The organism is Vibrio sp. Vb1729, assembly GCF_033338655.1.
GTDB lineage: Bacteria > Pseudomonadota > Gammaproteobacteria > Enterobacterales > Vibrionaceae > Vibrio > Vibrio alginolyticus.
In genome coordinates this window covers 71,756-96,934 of the sequence record NZ_JAWOTB010000047.1, presented here as the reverse complement: position 1 = coordinate 96,934, position 25,179 = coordinate 71,756, and the positions used below count along the sequence as shown (strand labels likewise).

19 protein-coding genes are annotated in these 25,179 nt (G+C 44.7%); 11 read left to right on the top strand and 8 right to left on the bottom strand.

The window, feature by feature from the left end; translation table 11 throughout:
• Window positions 1-13 precede the first annotated feature (13 nt).
• Window positions 14-868, top strand: coding sequence for a co-chaperone DjlA (djlA, locus tag R7E29_RS18495; RefSeq protein WP_054576643.1), 855 nt, complete (start codon window positions 14-16; stop codon window positions 866-868).
• A gap of 143 nt (window positions 869-1,011) precedes the next feature.
• On the opposite strand, the gene R7E29_RS18490 is transcribed toward djlA, so the two are convergent.
• The 5 genes from R7E29_RS18490 to leuA form a co-directional block, all read right to left on the bottom strand.
• Entirely contained in the window at window positions 1,012-1,794 is a 783-nt protein-coding gene (locus R7E29_RS18490) for a DUF547 domain-containing protein (RefSeq protein ID WP_054576644.1), read from the bottom strand.
• A gap of 335 nt (window positions 1,795-2,129) precedes the next feature.
• Window positions 2,130-2,732 carry a 3-isopropylmalate dehydratase small subunit gene (gene leuD, locus R7E29_RS18485; RefSeq protein ID WP_054576645.1) on the bottom strand — a complete coding sequence of 201 codons (603 nt, stop codon included), beginning with the start codon at window positions 2,730-2,732 and terminating at the stop codon, window positions 2,130-2,132.
• A gap of 11 nt (window positions 2,733-2,743) precedes the next feature.
• Window positions 2,744-4,144 (bottom strand): 3-isopropylmalate dehydratase large subunit, encoded by a 1,401-nt coding sequence (gene leuC / locus R7E29_RS18480; protein WP_005383069.1) that lies wholly within the window; start codon window positions 4,142-4,144, stop codon window positions 2,744-2,746.
• Between the two features lie 110 nt (window positions 4,145-4,254).
• Entirely contained in the window at window positions 4,255-5,346 is a 1,092-nt protein-coding gene (gene leuB / locus R7E29_RS18475) for a 3-isopropylmalate dehydrogenase (protein WP_318082832.1), read from the bottom strand.
• An 82-nt stretch (window positions 5,347-5,428) separates the two neighbouring features.
• The gene (gene leuA, locus R7E29_RS18470; RefSeq protein ID WP_005379685.1) at window positions 5,429-6,976 is read right to left on the bottom strand and encodes a 2-isopropylmalate synthase; all 1,548 of its coding nucleotides are present in this window, start codon (window positions 6,974-6,976) and stop codon (window positions 5,429-5,431) included.
• A gap of 518 nt (window positions 6,977-7,494) precedes the next feature.
• Between leuA and R7E29_RS18465 the strand changes: the two genes are divergently transcribed.
• The 8 genes from R7E29_RS18465 (at window position 7,495) to R7E29_RS18430 (ending at window position 18,321) form a co-directional block, all read left to right on the top strand.
• Complete coding sequence (locus R7E29_RS18465) at window positions 7,495-8,292, top strand: SH3 domain-containing protein (protein ID WP_047101941.1); 798 nt, start codon at window positions 7,495-7,497, stop codon at window positions 8,290-8,292.
• A 152-nt stretch (window positions 8,293-8,444) separates the two neighbouring features.
• Window positions 8,445-8,993, top strand: coding sequence for a phosphatase PAP2 family protein (locus R7E29_RS18460; protein WP_005379690.1), 549 nt, complete (start codon window positions 8,445-8,447; stop codon window positions 8,991-8,993).
• 3 nt (window positions 8,994-8,996) lie between these two features.
• A complete protein-coding gene (locus R7E29_RS18455; protein ID WP_054576647.1) occupies window positions 8,997-10,043 on the top strand; it encodes an MJ1255/VC2487 family glycosyltransferase in 1,047 nt (348 codons plus the stop codon).
• A gap of 555 nt (window positions 10,044-10,598) precedes the next feature.
• Entirely contained in the window at window positions 10,599-11,558 is a 960-nt protein-coding gene (gene calR, locus R7E29_RS18450; RefSeq protein ID WP_005379693.1) for a LysR family transcriptional regulator CalR, read from the top strand.
• A 293-nt stretch (window positions 11,559-11,851) separates the two neighbouring features.
• Window positions 11,852-13,660: an AMP-dependent synthetase/ligase gene (locus R7E29_RS18445; RefSeq protein WP_005379694.1), complete on the top strand. Its 1,809-nt coding sequence runs from the start codon at window positions 11,852-11,854 to the stop codon at window positions 13,658-13,660.
• 449 nt (window positions 13,661-14,109) lie between these two features.
• Window positions 14,110-15,834, top strand: a complete 1,725-nt coding sequence (locus R7E29_RS18440) for an acetolactate synthase 3 large subunit (RefSeq protein ID WP_005379695.1) — start codon at window positions 14,110-14,112, stop codon at window positions 15,832-15,834.
• 1 nt (window position 15,835) lies between these two features.
• Window positions 15,836-16,330: an acetolactate synthase small subunit gene (gene ilvN, locus R7E29_RS18435; protein WP_005379697.1), complete on the top strand. Its 495-nt coding sequence runs from the start codon at window positions 15,836-15,838 to the stop codon at window positions 16,328-16,330.
• 110 nt (window positions 16,331-16,440) lie between these two features.
• The gene (locus R7E29_RS18430) at window positions 16,441-18,321 is read left to right on the top strand and encodes a diguanylate cyclase (RefSeq protein WP_054576648.1); all 1,881 of its coding nucleotides are present in this window, start codon (window positions 16,441-16,443) and stop codon (window positions 18,319-18,321) included.
• A 54-nt stretch (window positions 18,322-18,375) separates the two neighbouring features.
• On the opposite strand, the gene R7E29_RS18425 is transcribed toward R7E29_RS18430, so the two are convergent.
• Together R7E29_RS18425 and pykF are read right to left on the bottom strand one after the other, a co-directional pair.
• Window positions 18,376-19,062 (bottom strand): GntR family transcriptional regulator, encoded by a 687-nt coding sequence (locus R7E29_RS18425; RefSeq protein WP_081008344.1) that lies wholly within the window; start codon window positions 19,060-19,062, stop codon window positions 18,376-18,378.
• A 160-nt stretch (window positions 19,063-19,222) separates the two neighbouring features.
• The gene (gene pykF, locus R7E29_RS18420; RefSeq protein ID WP_005392243.1) at window positions 19,223-20,635 is read right to left on the bottom strand and encodes a pyruvate kinase PykF; all 1,413 of its coding nucleotides are present in this window, start codon (window positions 20,633-20,635) and stop codon (window positions 19,223-19,225) included.
• A 433-nt stretch (window positions 20,636-21,068) separates the two neighbouring features.
• Here pykF and R7E29_RS18415 point away from each other — a divergent pair, with 433 nt between their 5' ends.
• On the top strand, window positions 21,069-21,830 hold the full coding sequence (locus R7E29_RS18415) for a DeoR/GlpR family DNA-binding transcription regulator (protein WP_005379701.1): 762 nt from the start codon (window positions 21,069-21,071) through the stop codon (window positions 21,828-21,830).
• A 110-nt stretch (window positions 21,831-21,940) separates the two neighbouring features.
• Window positions 21,941-23,773, top strand: coding sequence for a glutamine--fructose-6-phosphate transaminase (isomerizing) (gene glmS / locus R7E29_RS18410; RefSeq protein WP_005379702.1), 1,833 nt, complete (start codon window positions 21,941-21,943; stop codon window positions 23,771-23,773).
• 84 nt (window positions 23,774-23,857) lie between these two features.
• Here the strand turns inward: glmS and R7E29_RS18405 are convergent, their stop codons facing one another.
• Window positions 23,858-24,940, bottom strand: coding sequence for a glycerol dehydrogenase (locus R7E29_RS18405; protein ID WP_005379703.1), 1,083 nt, complete (start codon window positions 24,938-24,940; stop codon window positions 23,858-23,860).
• Between the last annotated feature and the right edge of the window lie 239 nt (window positions 24,941-25,179).

Below are 25,179 nucleotides of genomic sequence, written 5' to 3'. Positions count from 1 at the left end.
TAGAGAACACATAATGCATATTTTTGGCAAAATTCTGGGTGCCTTTTTTGGCTTGTTACTTGGCGGGCCGCTAGGTTTACTCTTTGGCTTATTTATTGGCCATCAATTCGATAAAGCACGTCGCTTGAGTCAAGCCGGGTTCTCTACTGGCGGCTTTGGAAAAGGGCCAAGTCAAGCTCAACGCCAAGAAGAGTTTTTTAAAGCGGCGTTTGCGGTAATGGGACATGTGGCAAAAGCGAAAGGCCAAGTCACCAAAGAGGAAATCCAACTGGCTTCTGCCATGATGGACCGCATGAATTTGCATGGCGAACAGCGTCGCGCAGCGCAAGACGCGTTTCGTGAAGGTAAAGACAGCGACTTTCCGTTAGAAGATGTTCTTGTTCGTGTGAAAATTTCGACAGCTGGTCGCTTTGACTTGTTGCAATTTTTCTTAGAGCTGCAAATCTCGGCGGCCTTTGCAGATGGCTCAATCCACCCGAGTGAACGAAATGTACTACACAAAATTGCACGTGGTTTGGGTTTCTCTTCTGAGCAATTAGAGCGTCGTTTGCAAATGCAAGAAGCCGCATTTCGTTTCCAAAGCCAGGGCGGTTTTCATGGTCAGCATCAAGGCCAATCTTCAGGTGGTAGCTGGCAACAAGCTTCACAAGTGGATCAGTTGGCCGACGCGTACAAAATTCTGGATGTGTCTTCAGATGCAGACAGTAAAACCGTTAAGCGTGCTTATCGTAAACTGATGAACGAGCATCACCCGGACAAATTGATGGCTAAAGGTTTACCACCAGAGATGATGAACGTCGCGAAAGAGAAATCTCAAGAGATTCAAAACGCTTACGATCTTATTAAGAAGGTTAAAGGCTTTAAGTAGTCGGACGTTTTCTATCAAACATTTGGATGTAAAAAAGGGCACTCAGTGCCCTTTTTTTTCATGTCTTAGTCTTTGAGTTGCCGGTGTCTTTAGCTTTTGGCCTATTATGTCCCTAATGCTAATTGACCTCACATCCCCCCAGTTTAGTTGGCTTGATTCAAGTCCCAATCGTATTCGTATTTCACTTTGCCAGAGAAATTTTTGTATTGCGGTGCGTACTTTGCGATGTGTTTGAAGATTTGTTTTTTTCCACCAAAGTCCGTTGCAAACCAATCATAAATAGAAGACAGCTGTGCCGTGTTACCTTGGATAGATACGCCTTTGCTGCTGTTGATAAATGTTTTGGCGGCACTATCCAGTAGAGCTTGCGTGTTGTCAGCAGTGAATGCTTGAGACTGCAGATTAGGGCATCCTAGGCTGGCACAGTTAACCGCGTAATGCGTTCTTGGGTCATTCCAAATTGGACGCAAAATTCGATGTTCAATATCGTTTAAAGTTAGATCCTTCCCATTGACCACGACCACATCGTCTCCCCAAGGACCAAAGCTAAACAAACCACCTAGCTTGGTGATTGATTCGACTGGATAGTTATCCAAAATAAGATCTACCGTGATGGCGTTGTAAAGGTTTACCCAATAGGCATATTGCTCTGCTTGGTTGTATTGTAGAGGGTTTAGTTTTGCCAAACGCTGGATGTATTGTTTCAGCTTAGTTTTATCGACAGAGGAGACTTGGCTATAACGAAACAAGGTATTCTCGCCTTGTTCAACTAAATAAGTATCGAGCAGTTGTTGCCATTCTTGATGAGAAATTTGGGTTTGGTTGGCTTGATTCGATTGTTTCCAATATGGCCATAAGTCGGATTTAGGCGCGGAAAATGTCGAGAAAGAAACCAGAGCACACAACAGCAATAACAGACGCTTCATAGAGATACCTTTGAATGAGATATTGTTGATAGTGTAGACCAGTTTAGTGCTTGTTTTCTTTCAGTAATCAGTGGCCTTTATTCGCCGTCATTCTGAGGAGCATAAGCGATATCAGGAATCTAATACCCACAAACTCTTGAGTAAAGAAAGTATGAATCTGCACAGTGCGCTCTGGCAGTAGATCCTGAATTACACTCCTTCGTCGCTGTTCAGGATGACGAATTTCAACAGAGGCGTTCGGTATTCTGTAAGCAAAGCGATATGAGAACAGTTACCCAAAACATTAAAAGGGCCGACAATTGCCAGCCCTTGATTTGTGTATCTACTAACGCGTCTTAACGCAAGAAGCTTGGAATATTCGCTTCGTACTCGGCAATATTATCTTCGTGCTGAAGGGTTAGACCAATGTTGTCCAAACCGTTTAGCAAGCAATGACGACGGAACGAATCGATTTCAAAGCTGTACTCTTTGCCGTTGGCGCGAACCACATTCGCTTCTAGGTCTACTTCCACTTCTGCGCCTTCATTCGCCTCAACAAAATGGAAGATTTCATCCACTTCTTGCTCAGTCAAGCGAACTGGTACCATTTGGTTGTTGATCGAGTTGCCGTAAAAAATATCGGCAAAGCTTGGTGCGATCATCGCTTTGATGCCGTAATCCGCTAGTGCCCACGGTGCGTGCTCACGAGATGAGCCACAGCCGAAGTTCTCACGAGCCAGCAAGATAGACGCGCCTTGGTAGCGAGGTGCGTTCATCACGAACTCTGGATTTGGCTGTTCGCCAGCATCGTCTAGGAAGCGCCAGTCATGGAATAGGTGCTTACCAAACCCTAGGCGGGAGACCTTTTGTAGGAACTGCTTTGGAATGATGGCATCAGTATCAACGTTCGCTGCATCTAGAGGAACAACTAAGCCTGTGTGTTGTTTAAAGCCTGACATTTGTTTGCTCCTTAGTCTAGTTCACGAATATCTACAAAGTGACCAGCAATTGCTGCCGCCGCTGCCATCGCAGGGCTCACTAGGTGGGTACGGCCATCACGACCTTGGCGGCCTTCAAAGTTACGGTTTGAAGTAGACGCACAACGTTCATGTGGACCCAAACGGTCATTGTTCATTGCTAGACACATCGAGCAACCTGGTAGGCGCCACTCAAAGCCCGCTTCTTTAAAGATAACGTCCAAGCCTTCCGCTTCTGCTTGCGCTTTTACTTGCTCAGAGCCAGGAACGATTAGCGCTTGAACGTGAGGCGCGACTTTGCGACCTTTCGCTACTTCAGCGGCTGCGCGCATGTCTTCGATACGTGAGTTAGTACAAGAACCAACGAAGACTTTATCGACGTTGTAATCAGACAATGACTTGCCTGCCTCTAGGCCCATGTAAGCCAATGCTTTTTCTGCCGATGCTTTTTCTACTGGGTCGGCAAAGCTTTCTGGTGCTGGGATAGGTTGATCTACTGCGATCACTTGGCCTGGGTTAGTACCCCAAGTGACTTGTGGTCTGATATCCGCTGCGTTTAGTGTCACGACTGCATCAAACTGAGCATCATCGTCAGTTTTTAATGTCTTCCAGTATTCTACTGCTGCATCAAAGTCGGCACCTTGAGGTGAGAATTTACGGCCTTTGATGTATTCGAACGTGGTTTCATCTGGCGCAATCAAACCGGCTTTCGCACCTAGCTCTATCGCCATGTTACATACGGTCATGCGGCCTTCCATTGAAAGGTCAGTGATCGCTTCACCACAGAATTCAACTACGTAGCCTGTACCGCCTGCTGCTGTCGTTTCACCGATGATGGCTAGCACAATGTCTTTCGCAGTAATGCCCGGAGCCACTTTGCCTTTCACTTCGATCTTCATCGTTTTAGCGCGCGCTTGTTTTAGCGTTTGAGTTGCTAATACGTGCTCAACTTCAGATGTTCCAATACCAAAAGCTAGCGAGCCGAACGCACCGTGTGTAGCAGTGTGCGAGTCACCACAAACAATGGTCATGCCCGGTAGGGTAATACCAAGCTCTGGGCCCATAACGTGCACAATACCTTGATATTTATGGTTAATGTCGTAAAGCGTAACACCAAACTCTTCACAGTTTTTCGATAGCGTTTCCATCTGGATACGAGCCATCTCACCGGATGCGTTGATGTCTTTGGTGGTTGTTGAAACGTTGTGGTCCATGGTGGCAAAAGTTTTGCTGACCTGACGCACCTTACGACCTTTTTCACGCAAGCCGTCAAATGCTTGCGGAGACGTCACTTCATGTACCAAGTGACGGTCGATGTACAAGATTGGGTTTTCCCCTTCTGCTGCGACGGCAACGTGTGCGTCGTAGACTTTTTCGTATAGTGTTTTGCCCATTGTTTGCTTCCTTTCCTCGTTATCCTTGTTGCTTTGTTTTAGCACCAATGACTTAGAGGTAAGTCATTGGTGGATAGAGGATTTAGTATTTATTATGAATCTGTTCTGTATTACGAGTTTAAGATGTACTCAGCGATCTTATCGCCCATCTCAGATGTTGTAAGCGCAGGGGTGTCACCAGCAAGATCGCCCGTTAGCTCCCCAGCTGAAAGTGCTTTTGATACTGCGGCTTCAATGTCTTGCGCCGCAGTTTCTTCACCTAGGCTGTAACGCAGCATCAGTGCTGCTGATAGGATTTGCGCCACAGGGTTAGCAATATTCTTACCTGCGATATCGGGTGCACTGCCACCTGCTGGCTCGTACAGACCGAATTTGCTTTCGTTTAGACTTGCTGATGGCAACATACCCATAGAGCCTGTGATCATCGCACATTCATCAGAAATGATGTCGCCGAAGATGTTTGAACACAGCATTACGTCGAACTGAGCAGGGTTTTTGATAAGCTGCATAGTAGCGTTATCAATGTACATGTGTGACAACTCGACATCTGGGTAGTCTTTTGCGATTTCTTCGACTACTTCACGCCATAAGATAGAGCTTTGTAGAACGTTCGCTTTGTCGATAGAGCACACTTTCTTGCGACGTAGACGAGCTGACTCAAAAGCGATTTTTGCAATACGTTCGATCTCAAAGCGGTGGTACACCTCAGTATCAAACGCTTTTTCTGTTGCGCCTTCACCTTCACGACCTTTCGGTTGGCCGAAGTAGATACCACCCGTCAGTTCACGGACTACCACGATGTAAAAGCCGCGACCCGAGATGTCTGCACGTAGCGGTGAGAAAGCTTCAAGACCTGAGTGAATTTGCGCTGGACGTAAGTTACAGAACAGTTGGAAGTGTTTGCGTAGTGGAAGTAGGGCACCGCGTTCAGGTTGGTCGTTTGGTGGTAAGTGCTCCCACTTAGGGCCGCCAACCGAGCCGAATAGGACTGCATCAGACTCTTCACATGCTTTTATTGTGCTCTCTGGAAGTGGGCAACCGTGATTGTCGATCGCGATACCACCGACATCATGCTCGTCACGCTCAAACGCAATACCATGTTTCTTTTCGATTGCATCCAATACTTTATGTGCCTGCGCCATTACTTCCGGGCCAATGCCGTCACCGGGTAGGACGGCAATTTTGTACGATTTGTCTGTCATGTTAATCCTTTAAGTTTTCTAATTTTGAGCTTAATTATTTCAACGAGCGTGTTCTTTCCTGAGCCGTGTAGCCCGGTTGTTATTACACAGTCGCAATCTTTTTCTGCTTCATTTCTTCGATTTTATCTGCACGATGAATGCTGTTAATAACGTGCAATAATGCTTGGCCGGAAGCCTCAACGATGTCGGTGGAAACACCCGTACCGTGGTATTTGCGACCTTTGTAGTTGGCAATGATGTCTGCTTGACCCAAACCATCTTCACCTTCACCTTTCGCGGTTAGGTCGAATTTATCCAGAACGATGTCGTAGCCTGTCACGCGGTAGATACATTGGTATAGCGCATCAACTGGGCCATTACCGACCGCTGCTTCACACATTTCTTCATCACCGCATTGCATTTTGATGCTGGTGGTAGCCATTACGCTGCCAGACTGCACGCTTAGGTAGCTCAATTTGTAGAAGTCATCTTCTTCACGCAAGTTCGAGAAGTGCATTAGGGCTTCTAGGTCGTAATCGAACACTTGGCCTTTGCGATCAGCAAGTTTCAAGAAATCCGCATACAGCGCGTCTAGGTTGTACTCGTCTTCGTTGTAACCCATGGTATCCATATGGCTCTTCACGGCAGCGCGACCGCTGCGGCTGGTTAGGTTCAGAGCTTGGTTTTTTAGGCCAATAGACTCAGGGGTCATGATTTCGTAGGTATTCTTATTCTTCAACATGCCATCTTGGTGGATGCCTGAAGAGTGGCTAAACGCATTTGCACCCACAATTGCTTTGTTGCTTTGAATAGGCATATTGCATAGCTGGCTAACCAACTTACTGGTGCGGTGAATTTCATCATGCTTAATGCCAGTGTGAACGCCCAAAAACTCTTGACGAGTCTTGATGATCATTGCGATCTCTTCAAGTGAACAGTTACCCGCTCGCTCTCCAATGCCATTGATCGTGCCTTCTATCTGACGTGCGCCAGCTTGAACGGCGGCAATAGAGTTGGCAACTGACATCCCCAAATCGTCGTGACAGTGAACGGAGATGATCGCTTTATCAATGTTCGGAACGCGGTTAAATAGGGTTTCAATAATCCCACCAAACTCACTTGGTACGGTGTAGCCAACGGTATCTGGAATGTTGATTGTACTCGCACCTGCATTGATGGCGGCTTCTACCATGCGACATAGGTTGTCGATTGGAGTACGACCAGCATCTTCACAAGAAAACTCGACATCATCAGTGTAGTTACGTGCATGTTTAACGGCGTTGACTGCCATTTCTAGTACATCGTCGTAGCTGCGGCGTAGTTTGTCTTCTACGTGAATGGTGGAAGTGGCTAAAAATGTGTGGATACGGAATTGGTCGGCCACTTTTAAGGCTTCAGCGGCAGCATCAATGTCTTTCGCAACGGCACGCGAAAGGGCACAAACTCGACTGTTTTTTATGTTTTTTGCGATGGTTTGTACAGACTCGAAATCACCTGGTGAAGAGATTGGGAAGCCAGCTTCGATAACATCAACGCCGAGTCTTTCCAGCGCATAGGCAATCTGCAGTTTTTCTTTAACCGTCAAGCTTGCTGACAACGCTTGCTCGCCATCACGCAATGTGGTGTCGAATATAATGACCTGATCGTTCATGTTTGCTTCCTTCCTGATTTCTGCACTTTCGCGCAAGTGAATCGTTTACTTCCAGTATTTAGATATAAAAAAAACCCGCATTCTCATGCGGGTTCTTAGAAATTGGTGTGGTTATTTTTCTTCCACAGCCTACCCGCGCGAACTGGTCACGATCAGGAGGAGGCTAAGCAGGATAGAAAAATGAGCTGACATAGTTGTTAAGCTTTCCACATAATTAAGTTAACAAATTAGTACCGCACTCCATGAAGCGCGTCAACCCTAAAGTCGATTTTTTATTCATATCGGATGAGTCTTTTCGTTTGCTTGAAAAAAATGATGCACTAAGTGAAACGACATGATGCGATAGAAACGTGCTAGAAGAAGTAAGTTCTCATCAAGTTTGCGACGTTTCATTACCAAAACAAGCATCGGGATTGCGACTTGTCACACAAAGGTCCGAATTGTTTGGCAAAAGTTTTGAATGACCATTTATAGTAGTGCAGTTGCACTAGGTAAAAGAAATAAGGGTTAGGGAAAGAATGAGGTTAACAAAACAATTTGGACGTTCAGCCATAGTATTTACTCTGGTCAGCTTGTCGGGTTGTCAGCTGTTTCAATCGCAGACCTATGTGGAAGTGGCTTCCCCCGTTGTTATGAATGATCACTCGCAGAGCGTCATGGTTATCAATGATCAAATGGATCGATTTTTGAGTTATGAGGGACGCGAATCGTTCTTGAATCAGATGCTTGTTGCCCTTGAGTCTGACAGCCGAAATAAGTTTAAAGGTAAAGATCCGGAAACGTATTCTTGGTGGAAGATCCGCGTTCAACCTAGTGAGAAACAGCAAGCGGAAGTTTTCCGACCAACCACTGAAGGTGTCGATACTTCAAACCCAGTAGAGTTTATGGATGTTTCTTACCGCTCTAAGACCACATTAAACCTACGCTCTAAACCGAGTCTTGAAGGGGCAAAGCTTGGCGTATTATCGAAAGGGGAAGTCTTTAATGTGCTAGCAAAAGTGGTTGATCAACCTTGGTTTCTCGTTGAACAGAAAGGAGTGATAAAAGGTTATGTCCATAAGGATTATGCGCGCAGCAATGTGATAAATCGTGACATTTTATCTACTCAGCCTAACCCTCTACTAGAGCCTAAATCGAGTAAAACGGAGCAAACGAGTATAGAGCATGAACTGTCGGGAAACTATACTTGCCGCTCACTGAGCTATGAGCTTACAAAAGATGGCGACATGACGACGGGCTCTTTGCGCGCCTGCCGCAAGAAGAGAAAAGTCTGGTATATAGACACCCCTCAACCGCAACCAGCAAACCCTTCTTAATGTTCTATTTTTATGGTTATGCCCAATAGATAAATTGTTGGGCACACCTTAATTTGGCCTTTGTCATTAATTGTCCAAATTCCCGTCATGCTGTTGTCACCTAAACCTCCTACTTTTCACACAAAGGCGTTGTCAAAGTAAGGAAAGGTCACATGCGAACCATAGAGACAATTACACAGCCAATTGCAACCATTGCTAAGTTTGATTTAGCGCTCTCTAGTGTTTGTCTTAAGCACCGTTTTAATCAACAAGTCGCCAATATCAGCAAAGGAGTCTCCCACAGTGGTGACGGGCATCTTTACTTGGTGTTGGGTTTATTAGCTTGGTATTTAGATAAGGAGCAAGGAGTCTGGTTTTTACTGGCGGGTTTACTTGCTTTTGCTATCGAGCTACCAATTTATTGGACGCTGAAAAATAGTTTTAAGCGTCGTCGCCCTGAAGAGCTTAGTGCACTCCTTCCTGCTTTTATTACTCCCTCTGATCGCTACAGTCTTCCTTCAGGACACACTGCCGCTGCGTTTGTCATGGCGACGCTGATTGACCATTTCTATCCGAGCCTAGGCGTTGCTGCATTCTTTTGGGCAAGTTTAATCGGAACCGCGCGAATCTTATTGGGTGTGCACTTTTTTACCGATGTCATCATTGGTGCACTGCTTGGCAGTCTTTGTGGTGGATTAGCGATTGCGATGTTAGGAGGCTAATTGATGAAAATCTTGTACGGTGTTCAAGGGACAGGAAACGGACATATTGCACGCGCAAGGGCGATGAGTCATGCGTTTAAAGAGCACAATGTTGAGGTCAACTTTTTGTTTTCTGGGCGAGCGCCGGAAAAATACTTTTCAATGGAAGCATTTGGCGATTACCAGACTCGCCGAGGCTTCACCTTTATTACCGAAAAAGGCTCTGTAAACTACGCGAAAACAGCATTGAATAACAATTTGGTGCAGTTTTTCAAAGAAGTTAAGCAACTCGATCTGTCGTCCTACGATCTTATCATTAATGATTTCGAACCTGTGACTGCGTGGGCAGCGAGACAACAAAATAAGCCTTCTATTGGTATTAGCCACCAAAATGCTTTCCGTTATCCGGTGCCACTAAAGGGAGCAAGTTGGTTAGATAAATCCGTCATTGAATACTTTGCGCCTTCTCAACATCACCTTGGTTTGCATTGGCATCATTTTGATCAACCTTTGTTACCACCAATAGTGCATACCGTCGATAGCCAAGCAGAAAACGACGACTTCGTGTTGGTGTATCTGCCGTTCGAATCGATAGAAGATATCTCGGACTTATTGTTCCACTTTAATCAACAAGCGTTTATCTGTTATCACCCGGATGTGATCGAATGTGAGCAGGTAGAAAACATAGAACTGCGCCCTTTATGCCACAGCAACTTCCAGCATCATTTGCATCGCTGTAGTGGTGTCATTGCTAATGGTGGGTTTGAGCTTCCTTCAGAAGCCTTGTCTTTGGGGAAAAAATTGTTACTAAAGCCACTCGCGGGTCAATTCGAGCAGCAGAGCAATGTTGCGACCTTAGAAGATTTAGGGCTTGCGATGTCGATGGAGAGCTTAGACATTTCCGCAGTACGCCAGTGGCTAAAGGAGCAACAAGCCGAAAGTGTGAAATACCCAGATGTTGCTCAGGCTATTGTTCATTGGGTACTGCAAGGTGCATGGGATTCAAAAGCAGAGTTATCCAGACAACTGTGGGAGCAGGTTGATTTTCCAAGTTACGTGTCGAACATTTAAGTACGTTGTTCTAAGTACATTGTTCCTTCCATTTTTGACACGATTTTGTTGCAGCCTTTCTGTTTGGAAGGCTGCATTTTTATTCTTCCTCTCTCATTTCTATTCAGTGTGTATTTGCTGATAATTTGACTGATAAGTGCAAAATTCAATCAGAGATATAGCTGCTATATGTTGTTCTTATCTCAACCAATAACTGAGCTAAATGCATGCTTGTGTTAACCGCCTGTCCTATCAATTTGCTAAATACGTCCTCAAAGAATGCATTTTTACGTGTTTTATAGTTTTTTATGTTTTTATCAAGCTTTTGTTATTTAACGAATAAATACCTAATTGGCTAAAATTTACTGATTAAATATCAATCTAGTTGCGAAACCGCAATCGATTAGTTGATAGTACAGTTCGAGCCGGAAGTATCCGGACGATAAATATAATAAAAAGTTAGGTTATCTATTCGTAAAATGATTCGAATCCAGCCGCCGTCTTTTGTGCGAGATGGGATTCTATTCGTTATGAATTTAATGAACAAAGTTGACGATTACAAAAGAGGCGCACTCAATGTTAGAGAAGAAAGACGCGATGAGCGCAATTGCTAGCTACCGTATGGAAAGCACTTTGCGTGGTGTAGATTTAAACCTACTGACTGTATTTGATGCTGTAATGCAAGAGCAAAATATTACTCGTGCAGCACATAACCTAGGCATGTCTCAACCGGCAGTAAGTAACGCCGTGGCACGCTTAAAAGTGATGTTTAACGACGAGCTATTCATGCGCCAAGGCCGTGGTATTCAGCCTACGCAACGAGCTCGTCAACTGTTTGGCCCTATTCGCCAAGCACTACAGCTGATTCGCAATGAACTTCCTAGCTCTGTATTCCAACCAGAATCTTCGACTCGCTTATTCAAGCTTGCGATTTGCAGCCCTTGTGACATGCGTTTTGCTCCGAAGATCATGGCAAAAGTGAATCAACAAGCACCAAACGTTCAGCTTCACCTAGATGCAGAATTTGACCGTTTGTTGTCTGAGCGTATGCGCTACCAAGAAATTGATTTCGTGATCGACTACGCTCGTTTTGATGAGCAAGGTTTCTCAAGTACTGAAATCTTCAAAGATGAATTAGTGGTTATCGCATCAAAAACCCACCCACGCATTCAAGGTGGTGTGACGGCTGAGCAACTGCTTAACGAAAAGCATGCGAAGTTATCGAAAGTTCATGGCCAACGTAGTTTCTCAGAGCAAGCGTACCGTGAACTGGATTGCCAAGCGGCGTATGAAGGTTCTAGTTTAAGCAACCTACTATACGTGGTGGGTCAATCTGAGCTTGTGACTATTGCACCACGTTGGATGGCGGAAAATGCGGTCAACAGCGATCAACTGCAAATTCTTGATTTCCCATTTGCGAACAAAGAAATCAGCGGATTCTTAAGCTGGCATGAATCAAGTGAAAAAGATAAAGGCCACATTTGGCTACGCGATCAACTGATGATCACTTGTGGTGAAGTCGTTGCCGCAAAATAAGATGACGTTTGGTCTTCTCGATTAGACCATATTGGTAATCATCAATTTTTACAATTCATTGGTCCCCGAGCGATTTTTGTCTCTCGGGGCTTTTTGTTTTCGTAATCAACAATCGAAACAGTAAGTTAAATAGAGTAATCATTCAGCAATTTTAGGTACGTTCGCGACGTATAAGTGATAGTTGTCTCTTATTAGTGATAAGTTTGATACTGGTCAGTTGCGTTTTAGCAAGCCGTGAGTACACTTGTTCGCTCAATTAGCTTACGCCTGTAAGCCAAAAGGTAAGTAAAAGAATGGCCAAGTTAGATTTTCATATCGTTAAACGTATTCGTGAACAAATTGCGAACGGTGGTACACGCGTTGCACTCAAGCATAAAGTGGGTGAGGAGTGGCAAGGTATTACGTGGACGCAATTTGGTCAGCAAGTTGATGCTTTATCACTTGCACTTTTGGCTCAGGGATTAGGAGTCCAAGATAAGATCGGCATTTTCTCGAACAACATGCCGCAATGGACGATCGCTGATATCGCAGCACTGCAATTACGCAGCGTGACAGTACCTATTTACCCAACCAATACTGCCGCCCAGTCGGCGTACATCATTAACAATGCAGACGTCAAAGTTCTGTTTGTTGGTGAACAGCCTCAATTTGATGCAGCAGTGAGCATTTTCGACCAGTGCGAACAGTTAGAGCTCATTGTTGCGATGTCTGATGATATAGAACTTGGCGATCATGATTTCGTTATCTCTTGGCAAGCATTTGTTGCCAAAGGCGACGCTACATATCAAGTTGAATTGGACGCGCGTTTAGATCAGGCAAAAGAAGATGATCTACTCACGCTGATCTACACCTCGGGTACAACAGGCCAGCCAAAAGGCGTTATGTTGGACTACGCAAACATTGCGGCGCAATTGGAAGGGCACGATCAGCGCTTGAGCCTTTCTCAAAGTGACGTGTCATTATGTTTCCTTCCGTTGTCACACGTATTTGAGCGCGCTTGGACCTTTTATGTATTGTACAAAGGGGCGACCAACTGCTATTTGCAAGACACCATGCAAGTACGTGATGCACTGAGCCAGGTGCGACCTACCGTGATGTGTGCCGTACCGCGTTTCTATGAGAAGATCTTCTCTGCGATTCATGAGAAAGTGTCTCGCGCGCCGATTCACCGTAAGATCATGTTTACTTGGGCAGTCAACATGGGCGCAAAAATGGCCGCTTGTCATCAAGAAAAACGTCAGCCATCGCTCTTGCTGCGTAAGTCATACGCTTTGGCGGATAAGTTGGTTCTGAGCAAACTGCGTGCGCTACTTGGCGGGCAAATCAACTTTATGCCTTGTGGCGGTGCAAAGCTGGATGAAACCATCGGTCGATTCTTCCATGCGATTGGTATCAACGTTAAGTTGGGCTACGGCATGACTGAAACCACGGCGACAGTATCGTGTTGGGATGATAAATGTTTTAACCCCGACTCTATTGGTATGTCGATGCCTGGCGCACAGGTTAAGATCGGCGAAAACAACGAGATTCTGGTTCGTGGTCCAATGGTGATGCGTGGCTATTACAAAATGCCAGAAGAGACGGAAAAGACCTTTGATGAGCACGGTTTCCTAAAAACGGGCGACGCTGGTTACATTGATGAAAATGGCAACTTGTTCATCACCGACCGTATCAAAGAGTTGATGAAAACTTCAGGTGGTAAATACATCGCTCCACAAATGATTGAAGGTGCGATTGGTAAAGACCACTTTATCGAGCAAATCGCAGTCATTGCGGATACTCGTAAGTTTGTTTCTGCGCTTATCGTGCCTTGTTATGATTCGCTAGAAGAGTACGCGAAAGAGCTGAATATCAAATATCACGATCGCGTTGAGTTGATTAAGCACCACCAGGTGGTCGAAATGCTTGAGAAGCGTGTGAACGATCTTCAAAAAGAGTTGGCAAAGTTTGAACAAGTGAAGAAGTTTAAACTGTTACCAAGAGCTTTCTCTATGGATGATGGTGAGTTAACGCCAACTCAAAAACTTCGTCGTAAAGTCATCAATGACAAATACCAAGATGAAATTGAAGAAATGTATAAGGAAAAGTCGGATAAAAAGTAACTTAAGCTGACTTAGATTTTATATTGATGAAAAAACCCCCAGTGATGTGATCGCGCATTGCTGGGGATTTTTGTTTGTATTGATTTTTTCTGCTTTGCTCGTCAAATAACGCTATTTCGCACCCAATAGCTAAAAGCTTATGAAATAATGTTCTTTTTTTGAGCGTTGACTTTTTAGTTTGTACTGTGAAATAGGAGATGTGTGGCTGCTATTCCTACTAACATTCTAATTACTAGTATCTTGTTTAAAAAGTAGACCAATCTCTCATTAGACCCTTTGATAATAAAACGTTACATTTGTTGGGTAACCTTGCGGGATGTTATGACGAACGCAAGACATAGCCGAAAACGTGGAAGTATTTCGATTAGGCTACGAATAAGACCTAGACTATGTAAAACCAGACCAATCCGTTGACCTTACGGTGAGGAAACTGGCTAAGGAGAGCAATTATGACAGCAATGTTGTCAGGCGCAGAGATGGTGGTTCAATCTCTGATAGAAGAGCACGTAGAGCAGATCTTTGGCTACCCAGGTGGCTCTGTTTTGGATATCTACGATGCACTGCATGCCAAAACCGATCAAATCAAACACGTACTTGTAAGGCATGAGCAAGCCGCCACTCATATGGCAGATGGTTACGCTCGAGCTACCGGTAAACCGGGTGTCGTACTTGTGTGCTCGGGGCCGGGCGCGACCAATACCATTACGGGTATTGCAACAGCGTATATGGACTCTATCCCAATGATCGTTATCTCGGGTAACGTACCAAATAGCCTAATTGGTAATGATGCTTTCCAAGAGTGTGACATCGTCGGTGTCTCCCGCCCAGTGGTCAAACACAGCTTTTTAGTAAAAAAAGCGGAAGATATTCCTGAAACAATCAAAAAAGCGTTTTATATCGCGACTACAGGTCGACCTGGTCCAGTTGTGATTGATTTGCCAAAAGATGTAATGAACCCGCAAATCAAACTGCCTTATCAATATCCAGAAACGCTTTCTATGCGCTCTTACAAGCCGACAACTTCGGGCCATAAAGGCCAGATTAAAAAAGCGCTTAAATCGCTATTAGAAGCGAAAAAACCAGTGCTTTATATCGGTGGTGGTGCGGTGATTTCTGGCGCCCATGAACATATTTTAGAGCTTTCCGACAAACTGAACCTACCAGTAGTGAGTACTTTGATGGGCTTGGGGGCATTCCCGGGTACACATAAAAACTCACTGGGCATGTTGGGTATGCACGGCACTTACGAAGCTAATATGGCAATGCATGAAGCGGATCTTATTTTTGGTATCGGTGTGCGTTTTGATGACCGTACAACCAACAACCTTGAAAAGTACTGCCCAAACGCAAAAGTGATGCATATTGATATCGATCCGTCATCGATCTCGAAAAACGTGAAAGTGGATTTGCCGATCGTAGGTTCTGCGGAAAAAGTGCTGACAACCATGCTCGGGCTGCTTGCAGAGCAAGGTAGTGGAAATGATCAAGATGCTATCACCGCATGGTGGGATGACATTCAAGTATGGCGTGACCGCAACTGCTTGTCTTATGAAACGTCTCCAGAACGAATCAAGCCACAGCAAGTAATTGAAACGCTGCACAAGCTAACTAATGGCGACGCATATGTGGCGTCTGATGTGGGCCAGCATCAGATGTTTGCGGCGCTGTACTACCCATTCAATAAGCCGCGCCGTTGGATAAACTCTGGTGGTCTTGGCACCATGGGATTTGGTCTTCCGGCTGGCATGGGCGTGAAGTTTGCCATGCCACAAGAAGAGGTCGTGGTTGTGACTGGTGACGGCAGTATTCAGATGAATATTCAAGAATTGTCGACAGCCATGCAATACGACATTCCAGTGAAGATCATCAACCTGAACAACCGATTCTTAGGCATGGTAAAACAGTGGCAAGACATTATTTATCAAGGCCGTCACTCTAATTCTTACATGAGTTCTGTTCCTGACTTTGCAGCGATTGCAGAAGCTTATGGTCACGTCGGTATTCGTATCGAAACGCCTGATCAGCTCGAAGAAGGGCTACAAAAAGCGTTGGATATGAAAGATCGTCTGGTGTTTGTGGACATCAACGTAGACGAAACCGAACACGTATACCCGATGCAAATCAAAGGTGAGGGTATGGATAAAATGTGGCTAAGCAAAACGGAGAGAACTTAATATGAGACACATTATTTCATTGCTATTGGAAAACCAACCGGGTGCGTTGTCTCGTGTTGTTGGTTTGTTCTCTCAACGTGGTTACAACATTGAATCTTTGACGGTATCACCGACTGATGATGAAACCTTGTCGCGAATGAACATTACCACGACATCTGATGAGATGCAGTTGGAACAAATTCAGAAGCAGTTACACAAATTGATCGATGTGCTGAAAGTACAAGAAGTCACCGAGTATGAGCACATTGAGCGTGAACTGATGATGGTGAAAGTGAAAGCCAGTGGTTTTGCGCGAGCAGAAGTGAAGCGGACGGCAGACATCTTCCGTGGCCAGATCGTGGATGTCACGGCTTCCCAATACACCGTACAACTTGCGGGTACGAGTGAAAAGCTAGATGCCTTCATTCAAGCGATATCCGAAGTGACCGAAGTTGTCGAAGTTGCTCGTAGTGGTGTCGTTGGCATTGCGCGAGGAGAGCGAGCCCTCAAACCTTAACTCTCTGATTGCATATAGAAAAGCCACTTAATCTAAGTGGCTTTTTTGTTTAGAAAATAACAATTAATGATATAATTGTCGTTTTAGTAAGCATGATAGGCATTAGACGTGTGAAAGTACCTAAGCGAGTCGGCACCTTATTGGCGACAGCACTATTTTTTAGTGCACTCACTGCCGCTTACTACTATCAGAAATATCTGACGTTGTTAGAAAACAATGTTGAGAACACCGCTCAAGAAGCGTTACATCAATTGGCCTATACTGGCCGTGAATACAGCAATATTCAGGATCAAATCGAAACGATCAGTGACCTACTTGGTCACAGCCAAAGTCTGTATGAATATCTGCGCCAACCTAACCGGGTGAACCGTTCCATCTTAGAAGACATGTGGATCTCGGTCGCAATCAATCAAAAGTTGTATAAGCAAATTCGCTTTCTTGATGTTTCTGGTCGAGAAAAAGTGAGGATTAATTATGAGATTGAAACAGGCGCTGCGTTGCCCGCGATCAAATTGCAAAATAAGTCAGAGCGAGATTACTTTCAATTCGCTAAGAACTTAGACGATGGCGAAATCGCTTCGTGGGGGATAGGTTTAGAACGAGAGTATGGCGAGTTAGTCTATCCCTATAGCCCGTCACTGCGCATTTTGATGCCTATTTCGCTTAACGGAAAGCGCGAAGGGTATCTCGTCCTTAATGTTGATATTGACTATTTATCTTCTCGACTCAACTATTCGTCAGTGCTTGATTTCCATATTGAGCTGATTAAAAGTGACGGATTTTACATTGATAGCCCTAAATCAGCTCGTTTATATGGCCATATAATTCCCGCTCGCTCTCAATTTAATTTTGGCCGGATGTACCCAAACATTTGGCGTAGTTTAAATTCAAAAGATTCGGGCTATGCTTACAATGGTTCGAATTTGGTCGCGTATCGCACCATCCAGTTTGTTTCTAGCGAACCTCTTCATCTGGTTATTGATCTTACCAATGAGCAGTTATTATCCCGAGCTCAGAGGGACATTGATGACTTAATCCAAGAAGCATTTTTTGTTCTAAGTTTGGTGCTCGGCTTCACTTTGCCGACGGCAGCCCTTGCTCTGCATTATCGGCGTCATAGTATGGAGTCGAAGTTGGCTCGAGCTGCTCTTGATGGTATGACTGCGGTGATGATCTCGGATGCTTCACATAGAATCATCATGGTTAATCAAGAGTTTGAAAACATGATGGGTTACTCAACCAAGCATGCCCAAGGTTGGAGTGCACATCATTTAATTCTCTTACCTGAAGATCTCGAAGCAAACCTGAGTATCTGGAAAATACTGAAGAGTGAACACGTATGGGAAGGGGAGATTCGTTGTCGAACTAAGTTTAATCAAGTATTTACCGCAATAATGCGTATTCAGGCGAATTTAACCAAATCAGGTAAAGTGAGTTATTACATTACGTCGCTGGTGGATATCTCTGGGCAAAAAGAGTTAGAAGAAAAATTACGAAACCTAAGCGAAAAAGATGGCTTGACGGGGTTGTGGAACCGCCGAAAATTTGAAGAGCAATTGGCGCAATATGCGGGGATTATTGAACGCTATCCTGATAGCCCTCCTGCTTGTTTGGCGTTGTTTGATATTGACCACTTTAAACGTATTAATGACGAGCTTGGCCACGACGAAGGAGACAAGGTGATTTGTAGTGTCGCAGAAACCCTCCTAGAAGAAGTCCGCAGCACAGACTTTGTATCTCGTGTCGGTGGTGAGGAATTTGCAGTGATTATGCCGCATACAACACTAGAAGAGGCTGAAATTGTATTGAACAGGCTACGTGTCGCGGTTCAAATGCGTAGTGATAGAGGCATTACTGTCAGTGCTGGATATAGTGATTTAACCTCTGATCGTACAAGAACGTATAAATGTGCTGATATTGCTTTGTATGAGTCAAAAAGTGCAGGGCGTAATTGCGTATCGCTGTGTCATAGTTATGATGATATTGCTTAGTGCTTTTACAAAAACGAAAAAACGGGGATAGACCCCCGCTTTTTAGTCTCAGCGTTATTCGCTAGCCAGTATGCGACATTGGTTGTCGATGGCGGCTTCGATACACTGTATTGACTGTCTCAAATAACGCTCTAGATAACCTAAAGCATCCTGACTCTTTTTGTCTAGCGATGCCTTCATCAGCATTTCTTGCTCATCGAGATTACAGTGCCCAGGGCTCCCTGTGCCTAAAATCTGCATCGCGAAGTATTGGTAGCGTTTAATTTGCGTGAGTAGATCGCGGAAAAACCCAAACATATTGACAGAGCCAGCACCTTCAAACAGCGCAGTAAGAAACTGATTTTGGCGCTCTTCCCATTCCCTCCAGCAAAAGCTTTCGCCAGGTTTTACTCGGGATAACTTGTGATAAGCAGTTAGTACATCCAGTTCCCATTTTTCATCGCCAATCGTAATTGCCTTACTGAGTAAGCATGCGGAGACCATTTGCAGGCTTTCGTACAAGTCATGTAACTCATCTTTACATACAGGTGCAACCCAGCAGCCTTTTTGCGGCTCGAGTTTGACGTATTTGCTCCAAGATAATTGCACCAATGCTTCTCGAATGGGTGACGCTCCTACGTTGTACTTCTCTTTGAGTTCGGCAACCACGAGTTTTTGACCTGGTTTAAGCTCGCCATCGAGAATATCCTGACGGATCATTCTTAATACTTTGTCGGTAAGAGTGGGACTAGACACATACACCTCATAGAAGAAACTTTAATCGTGACGATAAAATTAAACAGTACGAAATTCTGATAGAGGTGAATAATACAATTAGCCTATTATGAGAGCAAGAAAGCCATATAAAAAAGGAGGGCATAAGCCCTCCTTCTCAAGAAACTGAAGTGTTAAAAGTTCAGTCTTATAGTACGTGTACAGAAGCTGTGTTCGTAGTACCTGAAGCAACTAGAGCGCCAGAAACCATAACAACGATATCGCCTTTGTTACCTAGACCTGATTCTAGAGCAAGTTCTTTACCCGCTACGTAGAATGCGTCAGTGCTTTCGATTGAATCAACAACTACAGGAGTAACACCTTTAGTTAGAACTAGCTGTGCAGCAGTTTTCTTGTTAGTTGTTAGCGCTAGAATGTTTGCAGTTGGGAAGTACTTACGTACTGAACGTGCAGACTTACCGCCTTCAGTTGCAACAACGATAAGTGGAGCAGCTAGTTTCTCAGCTGTGTCTACAGCGCCTTTACATACTGCTTCAGTGATGCGAAGACGTGGGCTGTCTAGACGAGAACCTAGTTCAGCTTTTAGCGCTGAGTCAGTACGGTTCGCGATTTGAGCCATGATAGTTACCGCTTCAACAGGGTATTTACCTTTCGCCGTTTCACCAGAAAGCATTACTGCGTCAGTACCGTCCATTACTGCGTTAGCAACGTCGCCTGCTTCCGCACGAGTAGGACGTGGGTTGTTGATCATAGAATCAAGCATTTGAGTTGCAGTGATAACCATCTTACGTGCACGGTTACACTTCTCGATCATCATTTTCTGAGCGAAGATTACTTCTTCAGCTGGGATTTCAACACCTAGGTCACCACGAGCAACCATGATGCCGTCAGAAAGCTCTAGGATCTCGTCGAAGTTATCAACACCTTCTTGGTTTTCGATCTTAGAGATGATGTGGATGTTCTCGCCGCCGTTTGCAGCAAGTACTTCACGGATTTCTTGAACGTCAGACGCTTTACGGATGAAAGAAGCTGCTACGAAGTCAACGCCTTGCTCACAACCAAACTTAAGGTCGTTCTTATCTTTTTCAGATAGTGCAGGTAGGTTTACAGAAACGCCAGGAAGGTTAACACCTTTGTTTTCGCCTAGTGCACCGTTGTTAAGAACTTTACATTTAACTTCAGTTTCAGTCTTAGAGATAACTTCCATCTCGATTAGACCGTCGTCTACTAGGATAGTGTTACCTACGTTTAGGTCTGCTGCGAAACCAGCGTAAGTTACTGCAACTTTATCTTTGTTACCTACAACTGAAGTGTCAGTTGTGAAAGTGAATTCTTGACCTGCTACTAGATCAACATCGTTACCGCCTTCTAGCTTGATAGTGCGGATTTCTGGACCTTTAGTATCTAGAAGAATTGCTAGTGGTTTGCCAGTAGCTTCCATTACTTTACGGAAGTTCGCGATACGAGTGCCGTGTTCTTCGTAGTCACCGTGAGAGAAGTTAAGGCGCATTACGTTCATGCCTGCGTTAACTAGTTCAGTTAGCTTCTCTACAGATTCTGTTTTAGGGCCAATCGTACATACGATTTTGGTCTTTTTCATGGAAGATACTCTCCGGTAAGTATAGTTACAATTTGAAAGTCGGTTATTTACTCTGAAGTCAGGACGTTTTTGATGACATTTAGTACCTGTCACCCACCGATTTTTCGTCTCATTATTAGAACTTCAGATTCTGAAAGTCTTTCACCAAGTTTAGTCATTTTATGACTAAAAGATCGGCGATTTTGGTTACCTTTTTGTGACTAATCCCACTTTATATGCAGAAAGTTGCAAAAAAATAGCCTTCAATTCTGTAATTTTTTTTCTTTTCGGTGGCGAATTCTACCACTGAATGAATCCAATATCACTGTTTAAGAATTGTCTTAGGACAAGGTTTTATCGAGAAATATTAATTTTTTGGATCGAAATAAATGGACTTAAAAGTTTCGGTTTGACTATAATAAGTTTCACATCGAAACTTAAAATCAAAACTTAAATGTCGAAACGAAATACTCAATTAAGAAGACACGCCATTTCTAACTTGGTTTCTGAACTAGGAGAAGTCAGCGTTGATGAACTTGCTCAGAAATTCGAAACCTCAGAGGTCACGATTAGAAAGGATTTAGCTTCTTTAGAGAAAAACGGCCAACTTCTACGCCGCTATGGCGGTGCGATTGCTATCCCAAAGGAAGTCATTCACGAAGAATTGGGCGCTAATGTTTCGACTCGAAAGTTAAGCTTAGCAAAAGCAGCTGCATCATTGATTCGCGATCATAATCGCATCGTGATCGACAGTGGCAGCACGACTGCCGCGCTGATTCAACAGTTGAATGACAAACGTGGCTTAGTGGTCATGACCAACTCGTTGCATGTTGCTAACGCCCTAAATGAATTAGAGAGCGAACCGACACTGCTGATGACTGGCGGTACTTGGGATACGCACTCAGAGTCCTTTCAAGGCAAAGTGGCCGAATCTGTATTACGAGCTTACGACTTTGACCAACTATTCATCGGTGCGGATGGCATTGATCTCGAGCGTGGAACCACGACATTTAATGAGTTGGTTGGCTTAAGTAAGGTAATGGCAGAAGCGTCACGTGAAGTGATCGTAATGATCGAGTCCGAAAAAATCGGCCGTAAGATCCCAAACTTAGAGCTCGCTTGGCATCAAGTTGATGTGTTGGTGACCGATGCAGATATCCAAGCAGAGCATAAAGTACAGATTGAACAACATGGCGTGAAAGTCATTTGCGCCTAATAATGTAATCAGTTTCATATTTTACTTCCCTCTGGATAAAGGCCTTTGCTTGCTGCCTCTATTTGAAATCATGGCTAGGGAAGAACAAAACTACAAACGGAGATAAACACATGTGTGGAATCGTAGGTGCAGTAGCACAACGAGATGTTGCAGAAATTTTGGTTGAAGGTCTACGCCGCTTAGAGTACCGCGGTTACGACTCTGCTGGCGTTGCGGTTGTTGATGGCGAATCAAACCTAACGCGCGTTCGTCGCTTGGGTAAAGTACAAGAATTGGCTGATGCAGTAGAAGAAGCAAAAGTGATCGGCGGAACTGGCATTGCGCACACTCGTTGGGCGACGCACGGTGAACCTTCTGAAATCAATGCTCACCCACACATGTCTGGTGATATCGCAGTGGTACATAACGGCATCATCGAAAACCATGAAGAGCTGCGTGAGCTGCTTCAATCTCGTGGCTACGTGTTTGAATCGCAAACGGATACAGAAGTTATCGCACACATGGTTGAGTGGGAACTTCGTACTTCAGAAACGCTATTAGAAGCGGTACAAAAAACAGCAAAACAACTTGAAGGCGCATACGGCACCGTAGCGTTGGATCGCAAAGATCCTTCACGCATCGTAGTAGCGCGTTCAGGCAGCCCGATCGTGATCGGTTTTGGTGTGGGTGAAAACTTCCTAGCGTCTGACCAACTTGCATTACTTAACGTTACGCGCCGTTTCATGTACCTAGAAGAAGGGGACGTAGCAGAAATTACTCGCCGTGAAGTCACTGTGTTTGATGCAACGGGTGAGCCAGTTGAGCGTGAAATTGTTGAATCTAATGCAGAGCATGATGCAGGTGATAAAGGTCAATACCGTCACTTCATGCAAAAAGAAATCTATGAGCAACCTAAAGCGTTGATCAACACAATGGAAGGTCGTATCACGTCAGATTCTGTTGTGACAGATGCGATCGGTGTGCACGCGGCAGACATTCTAAGCAAAGTAGAACACGTACAAATCGTGGCGTGTGGTACGTCTTACAACGCAGGTATGACGGCACGTTACTGGTTTGAAGACATTGCAGGCGTGAGCTGTGATGTAGAAATCGCGTCTGAATTCCGTTACCGCAAGTTTGTGACTCGCCCAAACAGCCTATTGATCACGTTGTCTCAGTCTGGTGAAACCGCTGATACGCTAGCAGCACTTCGCCTAGCAAAAGAGAAAGGTTACATGGCGGCGATGACCATCTGTAACGTAGCGGGTTCCTCTTTGGTTCGTGAATCAGATTTTGCATTCATGACTCGCGCTGGCGTCGAAATCGGCGTGGCTTCAACCAAAGCGTTCACGACTCAGCTTTCTGCACTACTTATGCTGGTAACAGCACTGGGTAAAGAGCAAGGTCGCATCAGCAAAGAGAAAGAAAAAGAGATTGTTGAAGCGCTACACGCACTTCCTAAGCAAATCAACGCGGCACTTTCTTTCGAGAAAGAAATTGAAGCACTAGCAACGGATTTTGCAGACAAGCACCACACATTGTTCCTAGGCCGTGGCGAGTTCTACCCAATCGCGATGGAAGCGTCTCTAAAACTGAAAGAGATCTCGTACATCCACGCAGAAGCGTACGCGGCGGGTGAACTGAAACACGGTCCTCTGGCCCTAATTGATGCTGACATGCCAGTTGTTGTGGTTGCACCAAGCAACGACCTACTTGAAAAGCTAAAATCAAACGTTGAAGAAGTGCGTGCGCGTGGCGGCCTTCTATACGTATTCGCAGATGCAGACGCAGGCTTCGAAGGCGATGAGACAATGAAGATCATCACAATGCCTCACGTTAGTGAAATCACGGCGGCGATCTACTACACCATCCCTATGCAGTTGCTGTCTTACTACGTAGCACTGATCAAAGGTACGGACGTAGACCAACCACGTAACCTAGCGAAAGCGGTGACGGTTGAGTAATTACGCTTAACAGCAAAAATCCTGAGCGGCACATGCGAGAGTATGTGCCGCTTTTTTATTTAAACCCATTTTAAGGTTTGTGAGTTATTGACCCAACTGGTGAGCGGTTAGAATTGCAGAGTAGACATTTTCTGCCGTCACTGGGAATGGCATATTGTGGATGGTTTCTCCCTCGGCCGTTGAGGCTTCGGCGACCTCGCGCAACTTAGCGTGGTTAAGCTCTTTAACGCCCATATCAAATAAGTTGGTTGGTAGACCTACAGAACGGCAGAATGCAAGAACCGTATTAATCTCTTCCATCGCTGCGTTTTCTAGTACCAGCTGAACTAGTGTGCCGAACGCGACTTTCTCACCATGATAGAGATGATGACACTCTTCAAGCTTAGTTAGGCCGTTATGAATAGCGTGAGCACCCGCTAGACCACTGCTTTCAAAACCGATACCGCTTAGGTATGTATTGGCTTCAATAATGTTTTCTACCGCTTTGGTGCTCACACCATTTTCTACCGCAGCTTTTGCTTTTACACCATCTTCAAGCAAGGTTTCATAGCAAAGTTTCGCAAGCGCTTGTGCTGAACGCGTCGCTAACCCACCAGCCATTGTTGCCTTACCAGAAGTCATGTTGGCACGAGCTTCAAAGTAGGTGGAAAGCGCGTCGCCCATCCCCGATACAAGTAAGCGAACAGGGGCTTTGGCGATGACTGACGTATCCATGATGACCATGTCTGGGTTTTTAGGGATCATCAAATATTCTGCAAATTCACCTTCAGGTGTGTATATCACCGCAAGCGCTGAGGTTGGCGCATCAGTCGAGGCAATGGTAGGAACCACCACGACAGGAATTTTGGTGTAAAACGCAACAGCCTTTGCTGTATCTAACGTTTTACCACCACCAATACCGACAATGACATCGTGTTTTTGAGTGGCACAAATGTCCGTGATGCGTTCAATCTCAACGCGCGAACATTCGCCACCAAAAATGTTCATAGTGAGTGGAAGCTTTTCGTCAGCAAAACTTTGTTTGACGTCATCACCAACCAGGTTAGTCACGAACTCATCGGCAATTACTAACGGACGTTCACCCAATGTTTTCACATAGTGAGCGATAGATGTAAGTACTTGTTCACCTTGGACGTATTTGCTTGGGCTGATAATAATTTTGTCCATAATTCAAACCTTTAACCTTTTTATGTGTGTTTTGGACTGCAATGAATATCCATTGTAGGGATAAGGTTTATATTAGGTTTGGTGTGGTAAGTGGTGAAGGATATCTCTGGTTTTGTTCCATGCTTTTATGACCTCTGTGTCAAACCGACTGTCAGAAGTAATAAGCATCAGCATGCTTTCTGGCGACGATCACTATTCAGGAAAATTTGTCGTTTTACGTTTCATATTGAAACAAAAAT